Raw genomic sequence first — 13,138 nt, 5'->3', positions numbered from 1 at the left:
TCAATGATCGAGGGTGCGATCTGTGATTTCTGCACGAACGATCGGCAGTCGGTCATGTGTCAGCGCCCGGTTCTGCCTGTCGGGGTCAGCCAATTTTTCCGATTTTGGACATGTCGGCTGTTTGCGGATTAGCGCAAGTCCTGGCGATGCTAGGTCATCGGGAGAAAGCACTGAGCGGGCCTGAACGCAGGAAAAGGCGGTGTCGCGAAACTGCGGAAATGTTGCACGAAGTTAAGGGAAGGTGAGTGGATGAGGTCGGCGGTTGTCACTGGTTTGGGCGGGCAGGACGGTGCCTATCTTGCGCAGCTTCTGCTGGAAAAGGGTTATCAAGTTTATGGCACCTATCGGCGCACCAGTTCGGTAAACTTCTGGCGTGTCGAGGAATTGGGTATCTTCGGGCATCCGAATCTCCACGTTGTGGAATATGATCTTACAGATTTGGCCTCTTCTGTCCGGTTGCTGCAGAACTCCGCGGCGAGCGAGGTCTACAATCTCGCCGCGCAGAGCTTCGTGGGCGTCTCGTTCGATCAGCCTGTGACGACGGCGCAGATCACCGGCATCGGCGCGCTCAACATGCTCGAAGCCATCAGAATCGTTGACCCCACCATCCGCTTCTATCAGGCGAGCACGTCCGAAATGTTCGGGAAGGTGCAAGCGGTTCCGCAGGATGAGACGACTCCATTCTGGCCGCGTAGTCCATATGGAGTGGCCAAGCTTTTCGCGCACTGGGCAACGATCAACTACCGCGAGAGCTACGATATGTTCGCCTGTAGCGGCATCTTGTTCAACCACGAAAGCCCACTGCGCGGCAGGGAGTTTGTGACGCGCAAGATCACGGACAGCGTTGCCAAGATCAAGCTCGGGCTGCTCGATTGCCTCGAACTCGGCAATATTGACGCCAAGCGTGATTGGGGGTTTGCCAAGGAATATGTAGAAGGCATGTGGCGCATGTTGCAGGCCGACGAGCCAGATACCTATGTGCTGGCGACTGGCCGCACCGAAACGGTCCGCGATTTCGTCGCCATGTCTTTCGCGGCGGCAGGCATCGATATCGCGCTTGAAGGGCAGGCGGAGGATGAACGCGCGATCTGCACATCGACAGGCAAGACCGTCATGCGAATCAATCCACGCTTTTATCGTCCAGCGGAAGTCGATCTGCTGGTTGGGGATGCGGTCAAGGCCAGGACGCAATTGGGCTGGCAGCCGACCACGTCGTTGGAACAACTGTGTCATATGATGGTCGAGGCGGACTTGCGCCGCAATGTGAACAACAGTTCGTTCTGAGCAGGATTTTAGTAATCTGGCGAGCGGCGTTGGCTGCGGAATGAGCGTGAGATAGTCAGGCAGAACTATGGCGAGATATCTCATTACGGGTGCCGGCGGCTTTACTGGTCTGCATATGGCGGCGGAACTCCTCAGCCAGGGGCATGAGGTGCATGGCGCCGTGCGTGATGATCATGCGGCGGTGGTCGCTGGTCTCTTCACAACGCACGTCTGCGACCTGAAAGATCGCGAACAGGTGCGTCAGTTGGTGGAAAGCGCCCGGCCGGACAAGGTTGTTCATCTGGCTGGAATAGCGCATGTTGCGCATAGCGATGTGACCGAAATATACGAAACGAACCTGTTGGCCTCGCGCAATCTGCTTGAGGCTCTCGCTAGGCTTGAAACTCCGCCAAGCGCCATATTGTTGGCTAGCAGTGCTAATATCTACGGCAACCGCCATGGTGGGATGATCACGGAGGACAATCCGCCCGACCCAGCCAACGATTATGCCGTCTCGAAGATCGCCATGGAACATATGGCGCGCCTTTTCGGCGACAGATTGCCGATCATCATCGTGCGGCCCTTCAACTACACCGGAGCGGGGCAGGCGTCCAATTTTCTCGTCCCGAAGATAATCGATCATCTCAAGCGGCGCGCTCCTGCGATCGAGTTGGGGAACATCGATGTTGAACGCGACTGGTCGGATGTTCGCGACGTTGTGACAGCCTACCGGAGGCTGCTTGATTGCGCTAAGGCAGTCGGTGAAACCTTCAACATTTGCTCCGGGCATGCCACGAGTCTCAAAGAGGTTTTCGCTCTCGCGTGCTCGCTGGCAGGTTACGAGATGGAGATCCGGGTTAACCCTGCTTTCGTGCGGACGAGCGAAGTCGCCTCCTTGTGCGGAAGCAGTGAGAAGCTCGAGCAAGTCATAGGTCCGTTGAGCCGGACAGACCTCGAGCAGACGCTTGCCTGGATGCTGGAAAAAGCATGATGCAGATCGCCTTGGCGATCGATGCGCTGTCCAATCAATTGACGGGAATAGGCCGCTACGCATGGCATCTTAGTCAGGGCTTGGCGATGCACCCGACGGTCGAAAGCGTGCGCTATTATCGCGATCGGCGATGGTTCGACGATGCCTCGCCATTTCTGACCGAAGGCCCGGCACGAAGGAACCGAGTGCCACGTTTCTTGCGAAGGTTAGCCCATGCCAGGGGGTTCCGCGGGCGCATTTTTCATGCCCCCAACTATCTGCTGCCGCTCGAGGCGGAGCGGCCCATCGTGACGGTCCACGACCTCTCGGTATTTCACTATCCGCAGTTCCATCCCGCCGCTCGTGTGCAGGCGTTCGAGCGAAACTTTTGGCGGTCCCTTGCAGCTGCCAGCCACATTATAACGGATTCCGAGTGGATACGTAGGGAACTGGGGACGTTCGCGCAGATCCCTCTCGATCGGATAACGGCCGTGCCACTGGGCGTCGAACCGGCCTTCTTCCGCGATTCCCAGCCGCAAGATGGCGCACTGCTCGCGCGCTATGGCCTCGCGCCCGAACAATATGCGCTCTGCGTCGCGACGCTGGAGCCACGCAAATCCCTTGAAAAGGCTGTTGCCGCCTTTGAGGACTATGCGGAACGTCACGCGACCGGCCTTAAACTGGCGATTGCTGGCGCCGATGGCTGGCAGGATGGCCCGTTACGCGCTCAACTGGAAGGAGCGCAACGTCGCGGGCGAGTGGTTTTGCTAGGGTTCATCGAAGATCGTTATTTGCCTGCCATCTATGCGAACGCGCGACTGTTTCTGTTCCCATCCGTTTACGAAGGGTTCGGATTACCGCCCGTGGAGGCGATGGCTGCGGGCGTCCCCACCATCGTGTCCAATCGCTCCTGTCTTCCGGAGGTGATGCAGGGTGCTGCAATGCTGATCGAGCCTGACGATATGCGAGCATTCAGTGACGCAATTGCGCGTGGTTTGGAAGATGACAGTTGGCGCGCTTCATCTATAGAGAAGGGCAAGCGTGTGGCCCGCGGTTACACTTGGCGGCGGTGCGTCGATGAAACCGTTAATGTTTACCGGAAGGTCTGAATGTGCCGGCTATTGTGACGAGGCGAGTCAGGAAAAATCCTCTCGCTACAACCCCCAAGTCTTTGCTCATTGTCGCCCTCGTTGGTTTGCCGCTGCTCGCGGGCTGCGCGTCGCTTCCTCGCCAGGGGCCTTCGACCGGTGCGATCAAAGGCACTGAAGGAACATCGGTTAGCGATGGTACGGTGCGGATTGTCCAGGTGACTGACGAAGTTGCGCGCCGGCTGGCTGCCAGCCAGAACCTTGCTCGATTTTCCGACGATCTTGGCGACGGCTTGGTGAACGACACGATCGTCCGGCCGGGCGATATGCTTGATATTTCGATATGGGAAGCGCCGCCGGCCGCCTTGTTCGGCACGACTGTCGCCGGAGATCTCCCCTCCGCCATGTCGACGGCGACTGTCGTGTCGCGCACATCTCAGTTGCCGGAACAGGTGGTGGAGAGCAGCGGCATGATCCGGGTGCCGTTCGCCGGAACAATCACCGCGGCAGGGCGGACGCCGCAGCAGGTCGCGCAGCAGATACAGGCGCGCCTGGCTGGCAAGGCGCATGATCCCCAGGTTGTGGTGCGAATAACTAGACAGACGGCGACAGAGGCGACCATCGTCGGCGATGTTGCGACGAGCGTCAGAATGCAGTTGACCCCCAAGGGGGAACGGCTGCTGGATGCGCTGGCCGCCGCCGGTGGAACCAAACAGCCCGTTGACAAGATGACTATTCAGGTGACGCGTGGCGATCGGGTCAGCGCGATGCCGCTTGAATCCGTGATCCGCGATCCCCGACAGAACATCCGTCTGCAAGCCCAGGATGTCGTCACGTTGCTTTTCCAGCCATACAGCTTCACGGCACTCGGTTCAGTGCGCAGGAGTGAGGAAGTCTCCTTCGAGGGCACCGGCCTGACACTGTCGCAAGCACTTGGCAGGATCGGCGGCCTGGATGATCAGCGTGCGAATCCCAAAGGGGTGTTCATTTTCCGCTTCGAGGATGCCGCCATGTTTGCCGGAGTGGCGCAACCGCCCATCCAGCCCATGGCGGACGGCAAAATCCCTATCATCTACCGTGTGAACATGCGCGATCCCGCAATTCTGTTCGCCGCCCAGTCCTTTCCTATCAAGGATAAGGACGTGATCTACGTCTCCAACGCGCCGCTCACCGACTTCTCCAAATTCCTTCAGGCGGTTTCGCAAATCGTTTATCCGATCGCGACGATCCAGAACACGAACATATTCTGACGGGGGCCTCGGGCGATGGATGGCGCCGTGTCAGACTATCTGCTCCTCGATGTCAGCCGCCTCGTTTGGCGTGCATGGCGCGGCATGTTCCCGACCGGGATCGATCGCACCTGCCTAGCCTATGTTGCACATTTTGGAGGGCGGGCGAGGGCGGTGGTGCAACGGGGCGGGACGACACGTATCCTGTCACCCGAGCTGTCGCGGTTGTTCTTCGACCTGCTGCTTGAAGGCCATAGCGAGGATGCGCGCCAGCGACTTCGCGGCCTGGTGCTGAGTGTTCTTCCGTCCTTGTTGCTGCCCCGCGAACGTTCGCGTGAGAGTGCCGGTCGTATCTACCTCAATGTCGGTCATACCGGGCTCGATAAGCCCGGTCATAAGACCTGGCTGGCGCGTAGCGGGGTCAAACCCGTCTATTTTGTGCATGATCTCATTCCACTGACCCATCCGGAATATTGCCGGCCGGGTGAACCGGAGAAGCATTTACGGCGGATGGCGGTGTTGCTTCGCCATGCCGTCGGCGTGATCGGCAATAGCCGCGATACCCTTAGTGAACTGAGCGTTTTCGCCAGTCTGCAGCAGTCCGTGAAGGTGCCGCCATCCCTGGTCGCTCCCCTCGGAGTGGAGATGTCTGTGCATGCGGACAATGGGCTGTTGTCATCAACGCCTCTGCTCGCTCGGCCCTATTTCGTGATGCTGGGCACGATCGAAGGCCGAAAAAATCATTTGCTGATTCTCAACGTGTGGGCGCAGCTCGCGCGCCGTTTAGGCGCCGCTACTCCCCAACTCGTCATCATCGGCCAGCGCGGCTGGGAGTGCGAGCAGGCGGTCGATATGCTAGAGCGCAGCGAGGCAATCCGCAGTCATGTCATCGAACTGTCGCGGTGCGACGACGCTACGCTGAGTGCCTATATGAGAGGCGCGCGCGCCTTACTGTTCTCTTCTTTCGTGGAGGGTTACGGCCTGCCACTGGTCGAGGCGCTTGCGTGTGGTACGCCGGTGATCGCCAGCGACCTCGGTGTGTTTCGCGAGCTGGCCGGCGAAATACCCGACTATTTCAGCCCAATCGACGGCTTGGGCTGGTCGCGTGCCATCGAGGATTATGCTGCACCCGACAGTGTGATGCGTGCGGCCCAGCTGGAAAGGTTATCTGGCTGGGCACCACCGACCTGGAGCGATCATTTCGAGAAGGTCGATCGCTGGCTGGAGCAGCTCGTCGCTATTCCGCCGCAAGGAGCGTTGTCGGCGCCCAGCGACTGACCCGATCACCGGCGAGTCGCTCCAGAGCGGATTCGACCAGAATGCTGGTTGCGGTCTCGCTCGCAAGGCCGCCGTAGATCAGGCAGCGATCATAGAGTACCCGGCGGAATGCATCGAACACCTTGCCGTCCGGCGCTGGAGCTCTGGTCCAGAAATCGTCCAGCCGACCCTGATATGTGATAGCAGGGACATTGTAGATTGCCTTGCCCAGCGCCATCGTCGGCACGCCGGCGGCGAGCGCCAGTGTGGCGGAGGTGCTGTTGACCGTGACCATTCCACAAGCGCGTTCGGTCAGTTCCGAAAGATCGCCGCCAGCGATGTGCAGCACGCGATCGGAAATGCCCGCCTTCTTTGCGAGCCGGTCGATGCGGCCACCCCAGTCCATGAAGCGAGCATCGAGCGGATGCTCCTTGATGAGCAAGCGCGCCTCCTCGGGCGCGCGGCGCGCAAAACTGTAGAGCACATATTCGACCGCTTCTTCCATATCGACGAACGGACTATGTTCACGGATCTGGAAATCGGTCGACAGCTGCAGCGGGAAGAGGAAATAGGGCGCCGCATCCAGCTGCGCCGTCACGCGCTCGGTATGGCGAGCGTCGCGCCTTTCACGCAGGAATTTGTAGAGCCAGCCGATACCCTCGATCACCACCGAGCCTTTGCGGTGCGACTGATAGAAAGGGTAGAATGGCCGCATCAGCCAGGTGCGCGAGTAATATCGATAGCTATCTCGCGCGCGGCGATTGAAGCTCGCCGTGATCGTCGGCCGTTCCGGCAAAGGCGGCAGCGAGCGCGCTTCCTCCAGATACCAGTCCGGCTCGCGCGGCAGGGAGCTGTTGCCGTTGACCCCGCTAGGTTCCAGCGTCAGCCAATCCGGTCGGATATAGCCTTCTTCGAAGACGTGAACGTCGATCTTGCGGAGCTGGGCCATGCGGTGCGCCGCCATATGCAGTGGGCGGCAATCTCCAAACAGCACAACGTCGGTAATCGCATGATCATTGAGAAACCGATCGATGAAGAGCGTCCAGCGTTTACGGTTGCCGCGATAATTGGTCGCTTCGCCCGGCCAGTCGATCTTATCGCCGCCGTTCAGGTTGATTCTGAAAATGCCGCATTCCAGGCCGCGCAAGCGCTGCGCCAATTGCCAGAAGAACGGACCGGGGGGGCCTTGCAGGAACAGAAAGTTCCGGTGGGCAATGGGTTGGAATTTCATCTCGGTCCCACAAACTGCGCAAAAGCGCGTCTTATCCGCCCAACCAACCTTCGCAAGGGGACTAGTGCAACATTTCGGCGCTGAACGCCAGAGAGCAAACGCATGACGAGGATTTCCGGCGTACAGGGCAGGTTGGTGAGCGGGTCAAGATAGCGCGGGTAACGCAGCAGGACGGCAGCGGCGAGTTGGTCGATCGATAAGGTCTTGTTTCTGCGCGGCAAAGGCCGACCAAGATCGCGCGTCAGACCCCAGCCCGCGAAAAAGGGCGAGCCGTGCGTGACCACGGACTTGCCTTGCAGAAGCGCCTCGAAGCCGGCGAGAGAGGTGATCACATGAACTTCATCGACCATGGCAATGAGCGCGCTGATCGGGTTGCCCGGATCGATTGAGTCGGCAACCTCCAGCGCCATTCCGGGCGGAATGGCACCGCGCCGATGCCCCGCCTCGACATCGGGATGCGGGCGATAGACGATCCAGGCATCCGGGGCCGAGGCCCGCACACGGCGCAGCAGTTCGAGATTCGATTGCAGGCCGCTGCCCCCGAAAACGACGGAGCGATCATCCTCGACCTGGCCGACGACCAGGAGATGCCGCCGATCGCCGCCCTCCCGCGGCAATGGCGCGCCGCCGCCAACGCCATATTTGCTGACACCTTCGCGCACGAGCCATTCGCGCAGGCGGCGAGCGCGGTCGAGATCGGCCGCACTGCTCTCGCCGGCGATCAGCATCTCTTCCAGACGGTTCGGACGTAACGGATCATAGTGGACGCCCAGATCATCGACGACGATCGAGAGCGGCGGCACGCAATCCGCGCCAAGGCCGGTCGAACGGATGAACCCGTCCTCGACTTCCGTCACGTGCCAGGGGCCGGCTTCGATCTCGGCCAGGATCGTGGCGGGAATTCGGGCTTTCCAGACTGCGATTGTCGCGCCACGCGGCAGGTCCCTAAAGGAATCGCTACTGGCCGTTCGGAACGGCACGGGCCTTCCCGCCCAGAGCAGAGGGTCCACGGTGTCGCGCTTCCAGTGCGCGAAGCCGAAGGCCGCGGCGATCGGGCGGTTGGCATCGATCAGCCGGCGCCAGCCTGCCAACGTCTGGACAAGCGCCAGAACAGTGGTTGGTTCCCCCGTGAACGGGTCGGCGAAATCGGTCGTTTCCAGAAGGTGGCGGGTAACCAGCTCTTCGATCAACTTCTCGGTCTCGGTGCGGCCGGGCGACAGCGCGGACAGGGCGGCGAAGGCGCCGTTGCTCAATGCCTGCACGCTTTTGCCCGCAATGGCGGCGAGCAGCAGGTGCGGATCGTCGCCAGGTGCCTGGACGAGATGGTCCGGCGCGGACCAGAGATCGTCCGGTGCCCAGAAAGCTCCGCCGACACGTCCCTCGCGCAAGGCTGTGATGACGTGCGCAGCCGATGCGAGTGTGCCTTGGCGACGGTTGTGCGTGATCGGCGCTGGCCGCGCGCCGGGGAATGGGGGGACACGGAAAATAGCTTCCGCAGGGCTGCTCATGGGCGCCGGCCTTTCAAGACCCAGCCGGCGGGCGGGGTCGGCAAGTCGGCGGGCTGGCCGCGCAGCGCGTCGATCGTCCGGTTGAGCCAAGGCGATAGCAAGCTCATATCGGGATTGTGACGCGAGGCCGCGCCGACCACGAGACTCGAGGGACCCTGGTAGGCCGCGAAAAGCGCATCGGCGCTGCCGGGCGGGACCAGGCGATCGAGCTCGCCCTGCACGAACACGACAGGGATATCGAGCGCTTTTAGTGCATCGAGATTGTTCCAGCGATCCGGAATGAAGGCGCGCGTCACCTTGGGGGCGGCGGCGGCGATCCGTACGAACGCGCTCATCGCGATGACGCCCGAGACATGCTGGTCCCTGGCTGCGCTGTGGAGCGCTACTGCGGCACCGAGCGAATGGCCTACGAGCCAGACCCGTGCATTCGGGCCGGCGAGCGCCCGCGCGCGGGCGATGAAGGCGGCGGCATCCCGCAGGAGACCGGCCTCGCTCGGGCTGCCGGGATTGTCCCCAAAGCCGCGATAGGAAGCGACCAGCACGGCATTGCCCGCACCGGCCAGATGCTGCGCAGCATTGGCGCTCCGCTCGGCGTTCCAGTTGCGGCCGTGGAAGAACAGGATGATGTCCTCATCGCCTGGGGTGCCGGGCCAATAATAGCCGGGAAGATCGAGCGTATCGGTCGTGGTGACGGTGATGGCCTGGGGCGGCGTACCGGTCCAGGCGACGGTCTCGACCCTGCTATTCGGCGAATAGAGAATGTCGCGCGAAATGGTCGCGCAGCCGCCGACTGATAGCGCGAGCAGAGCCGCGACGAGCGAAATCCGGAGCGGCTGGAAGAAGCGGCCGCGACGATCATGGGGCGCCGGAAATGGCATGTCACCTGCCTACGGCAAAGCCCGCGTGCGCAAAATCCCCTCGACCAGCGATATGTCGCTGGGGTTGTTCACCTCGACGATGGGATAGCCTTGCTCCTCCAGCGCGAGCACGCTGACGGCTACGCCCGCATGGAGGAAGCGGAGTTGCTCCAGTCCTTCGACACTTTCCAGCATCGTCGGGCCAGCGGCCACATAGCGCGCCAGCGCGTCGCGGCGATAGGCATAGAGGCCGAGGTGCAGCAACACCGGCATGTCCGCGTCCGGCAGGCGGCCTTCGGGCAGATAGGGGAGGATGCGCTTGGAGAAATAGAGTGCTTCGGAACGGCCGTTCAGGACCACCGTCGTACCCCCTACGCGACCTTGCGTCGCGTCCTCCGCTAGATGGCGAAACGTTTCGACCGAGCAGCGCACGGCGATCGTACCGACCTGTGCGCTCGGGTTTGCGCGCATGTGCGCGATCAGCGCCGCGACGAAGGCGGGCGGCGTGAGCAGCGCATCGCCCTGAAAATTCACCAGCAGATCGGCATCGGGCAGCACTTCAAGACAGGCCGCCACGCGCTCGGTGCCATTAGCGCAGCTTTCCGGCGTCATCAGCCATTCGCCGCCAAAGGCATCGACCGCATCGGTAATGCGCGTGTCGTCCGTCGCGACGACGACGCGCGGCGCGCCCGATACGGAGGCTGCGGCGTCGTGACTCCATTGGATGAGCGGCCGGGCAATGCCGTCCGGCCCCGTGATCGGCACCAGCGGCTTTCCGGGAAAGCGACTGGAGGCGTAACGAGAGGGAATGATAATGACGGTTCCGGTATCGGCCGGCGCGACGCGATCAGGCATGGCGTTTCGTCATCCTATCCCCGCACGAACGCAAGCGCGCAGATCAGGGCACCAGATCGTGGATATGCGCAATGGCGATCGGCTTGGCCGGATCATCGACTTCGGTGACGAACAGCACCGTGATCTTGGCATTGTTCATGAGCGTCAGCACTTCCTCGACCGGCGTACCGCTTGGCACGGTGATCGGATCGCGCGTCATGATGTCGCACGCGCGCGCAGTGAGTACCTGATCGAAGGCGCGACGCAGATCTCCGTCCGTGATGATGCCGACGAGGGAGCCATCCTCGCCTATCACACCCGCCACGCCCTTGCCGCCAGAGGTCATCTCGAAGACAATGTCGCGCATCGGCGCGTTCCAGCTCACCAGCGGGAGCGGCTCCTGCAGATTGACGACATCGTCAATCGGCGCGATGCGCGAGCCGATCTCCCCGCCTGGATGCCATTGCGCGATGTCGTTCCGCGTCAGGCCCTTGCGCTGCATGACGGCGAGGGCGAGAGCGTCGCCAAGGCCCAGCATCATCGTCGTCGAGGTGGTCGGTGCAATGCGCACCGGACAGGCCTCCGGTGCGCTCGGGAGAGCAAGAACGATGTTGGCAGCCTGCGCGAGCGGAGAATTCTGCTGCGAGACGATGCCGATCACCGGCACGCCCTGACGCTGTGCGTAGGCCAGAAGAGGCCGCAATTCGCGGGAAAAGCCACTGTTCGAGAGAACAAGAAGCAAGTCGCCAGAAGTGACCATGCCGAGGTCGCCATGCGCTGCCTCGCTGGCATGGAGGAAGAAGGATGCCGTGCCGGTCGCCGCGAAGGTCGCCGCCACTTTCCGCCCGATATGACCGGACTTGCCGATGCCGGTGACGATGATCCGCCGCTCGGCCGCAAGGATCGCTTCGACAGCTTCGACGAAGCTCCCCTCGAGGGCTTGCGCCATTTCGACCAGTCCGCGTGCTTCCTGAAGAATTGCGGACCGACCGGCTTCAAGAGTGGCCGCATGGTCCTTCGCATTCTCGAATCTGCGATTATGTACGGTCGCCATTTGGTCGCCGAGCCCCTTTTGTTCGACACTTTCGCTAGTCTGCCGTCAGGGCTGAATCAAGACGATTTTTGCATCGCAGCAATTCGTCGCGGTTGAAACACCATCCGTCCATGCTGCGCGCAATAATGCCGTGAAGCACAAAGGCGAGGACGACTTGGCTACGTCTTTTCAGCCGCGCGTCATTTCTCGGCCTCGGAAGCGCGACTCCGGTCGCGAATCGCCCGGAACTCGGCGCTGGCATACCAATTCGGCCAGTTCTTGCTGTTCGCCAGTTCGCGGCCGATCCGGTAGTAGATCTGCAGGTCCTGCACGGCGCCAGTCCAGGTCCAGTTCGGATCATACTCATCCTGCGGCTTGTGATAGCGGTTGTTGGTATAGTCCTCGGCGGCAGCATGGCCGGCCGTGACGCCGCCATTCACCTGATCCTCGCCGCTCTTTGCATAGACCATCGGCACGCCGAGCTTGGCCAGGCTGAAATGGTCCGAGCGATAGAAGCTGCCTTTCTCGGGGCTGGCTTCCGGCACGATGATCCGGCCCTGATCCTTCACCGCACGAGCCAGATAGGCTTCCAGCTCCGACTTGCCGCTGCCCACGATGGTCACGTCGCGTGTCGGGCCGACGACGTTCAGGCCATCCATGTTGATGCCGCCTGCTGTCTGCGCGAGTGGATAGACCGGGTTGGCGGCATAATATTCCGACCCTAGAAGGCCGCTTTCCTCGGCAGTGACGGCGAGGAAGATCATCGTGCGGTCGGCAGCGCCGGCGCGTGTCTGAGCCTGGCCGAGCGCGACGAGGCCTGCGGTGCCGGTCGCATTGTCGAGCGCGCCGTTGCAGATGTCGTCGCCATCGATCGGCTCGCAGCGGCCGAGATGGTCCCAATGCGCGGAATAGAGGACATACTCGTCCTTCTGCGCCTTGCCCGGCAAGATGCCGATCACATTCTTCGATGCCTGTTTGCGGATGCTGTTGTCGAAGGCGAGGTTGGCCTTGAGGTCGAGCGGGACGGCCTTGAAGCCGGGGCGCTTTGCCGCGGCGCTCAAAGCGGTGAAATCCTGTCCGGCCGAGGCGAAGATTTTCTTCGCCGCATCGAGTGTCACCCAGCCGATCGCCTTGCTCTGATCCATACGCCCCCCGGGCAGCTCGATGCCGAGTTGCGGCCCCGTCCACGACGAGACCACGACGCCCCACGGATAGGCGGCCGGGAAGGTATCGTGGACGATGATCGCAGCGGCCGCGCCCTGTCGCGCGGCTTCCTCATATTTGTAGGTCCAGCGCCCATAATAGGTCATCGCCCGGCCGTTGAACGGGCCATCGAGACCCTGCATCTCATAATCGGGATCGTTGATCAGGATGACCACCGTCTTCCCTTTGACGTCGAGGCCAGCATAGTCGTTCCAGCCCTTCTCCGGCGCATTGATGCCATAGCCGACGAAGACCAGCTCGCTGTCCTTGAGCTCGCTGCGCGGCACGACTTGATAGGTGCTGGCGACGAAATCGGTCTTGTAGGCGAAGCTGAGCGGCGCACTCCCGCCGCTGATTTCCAGCGCACCGGGCGAGGAGATCGTCTCGACCAGCGGCACGTCCTGCGTCCAGCTGCCGTTGTTGCCAGGCTTCAGGCCCGCGCGCTTCATCTGTGCGATCAGATAGGCGACCGTCTTCGTCTCCCCCGGCGTGGTCGGCGCGCGGCCCTCGAACGCATCGGAAGACAGCGTCCGGGTCATCGTCTTGAGCGTGTTGACGTTGATTGGCGCGGCCCTGGCGGCGGACGGGAGGGCCGGCGCTTGCGCGCCAACGGGCATGGCCACGACGGCCGAGCAAAGCAGGAATGTCAGGATCGATGAGCGCAT

At 61.8% G+C, this 13,138-nt stretch carries 11 protein-coding genes; 5 read left to right on the top strand and 6 right to left on the bottom strand.

What is annotated here, in order from left to right; genetic code table 11:
* The first annotated feature begins 249 nt into the window (after positions 1-249).
* The 5 genes from gmd to KM135_RS05440 all read left to right on the top strand — a co-directional run bounded on the left by gmd (position 250) and on the right by KM135_RS05440 (position 5,828).
* Entirely contained in the window at positions 250-1,284 is a 1,035-nt protein-coding gene (gene gmd, locus KM135_RS05460; protein WP_221712949.1) for a GDP-mannose 4,6-dehydratase, read from the top strand.
* 67 nt (positions 1,285-1,351) lie between these two features.
* Positions 1,352-2,254, top strand: a complete 903-nt coding sequence (locus KM135_RS05455) for a GDP-mannose 4,6-dehydratase (RefSeq protein ID WP_221712948.1) — start codon at positions 1,352-1,354, stop codon at positions 2,252-2,254.
* The gene (locus KM135_RS05450) at positions 2,251-3,342 is read left to right on the top strand and encodes a glycosyltransferase family 4 protein (RefSeq protein WP_221712947.1); all 1,092 of its coding nucleotides are present in this window, start codon (positions 2,251-2,253) and stop codon (positions 3,340-3,342) included. Before KM135_RS05455 ends, KM135_RS05450 begins: the two co-directional genes overlap by 4 nt.
* 197 nt (positions 3,343-3,539) lie before the next feature.
* On the top strand, positions 3,540-4,571 hold the full coding sequence (locus KM135_RS05445) for a polysaccharide biosynthesis/export family protein (RefSeq protein WP_343228151.1): 1,032 nt from the start codon (positions 3,540-3,542) through the stop codon (positions 4,569-4,571).
* Between the two features lie 27 nt (positions 4,572-4,598).
* Entirely contained in the window at positions 4,599-5,828 is a 1,230-nt protein-coding gene (locus KM135_RS05440) for a glycosyltransferase family 4 protein (RefSeq protein WP_343228150.1), read from the top strand.
* Here KM135_RS05440 and KM135_RS05435 read toward each other — a convergent pair.
* From KM135_RS05435 to KM135_RS05410, 6 genes are all read right to left on the bottom strand, one after another.
* Entirely contained in the window at positions 5,788-7,038 is a 1,251-nt protein-coding gene (locus KM135_RS05435; protein ID WP_221712944.1) for a capsule biosynthesis protein, read from the bottom strand. The two genes, KM135_RS05440 and KM135_RS05435, sit on opposite strands and share 41 nt — an antisense overlap.
* A complete protein-coding gene (locus KM135_RS05430) occupies positions 7,035-8,546 on the bottom strand; it encodes a capsular polysaccharide export protein, LipB/KpsS family (protein ID WP_221712943.1) in 1,512 nt (503 codons plus the stop codon). Before KM135_RS05430 ends, KM135_RS05435 begins: the two co-directional genes overlap by 4 nt.
* Positions 8,543-9,424 (bottom strand): alpha/beta hydrolase, encoded by an 882-nt coding sequence (locus tag KM135_RS05425; protein ID WP_221712942.1) that lies wholly within the window; start codon positions 9,422-9,424, stop codon positions 8,543-8,545. Before KM135_RS05425 ends, KM135_RS05430 begins: the two co-directional genes overlap by 4 nt.
* Before the next feature lie 9 nt (positions 9,425-9,433).
* Positions 9,434-10,258 (bottom strand): 3-deoxy-manno-octulosonate cytidylyltransferase, encoded by an 825-nt coding sequence (locus tag KM135_RS05420; protein WP_221712941.1) that lies wholly within the window; start codon positions 10,256-10,258, stop codon positions 9,434-9,436.
* Between the two features lie 43 nt (positions 10,259-10,301).
* Positions 10,302-11,186: a KpsF/GutQ family sugar-phosphate isomerase gene (locus KM135_RS05415; protein ID WP_246605753.1), complete on the bottom strand. Its 885-nt coding sequence runs from the start codon at positions 11,184-11,186 to the stop codon at positions 10,302-10,304.
* 284 nt (positions 11,187-11,470) lie between these two features.
* Positions 11,471-13,138, bottom strand: a complete 1,668-nt coding sequence (locus tag KM135_RS05410) for a M28 family metallopeptidase (protein WP_221712939.1) — start codon at positions 13,136-13,138, stop codon at positions 11,471-11,473.

The organism is Sphingobium xanthum (genome assembly GCF_019737615.1).
GTDB classification, from domain to species: domain Bacteria; phylum Pseudomonadota; class Alphaproteobacteria; order Sphingomonadales; family Sphingomonadaceae; genus Sphingobium; species Sphingobium xanthum.
The sequence above is the reverse complement of the archived record's forward strand: the minus strand, read 5'-3'. Positions and strand labels throughout refer to the sequence as shown.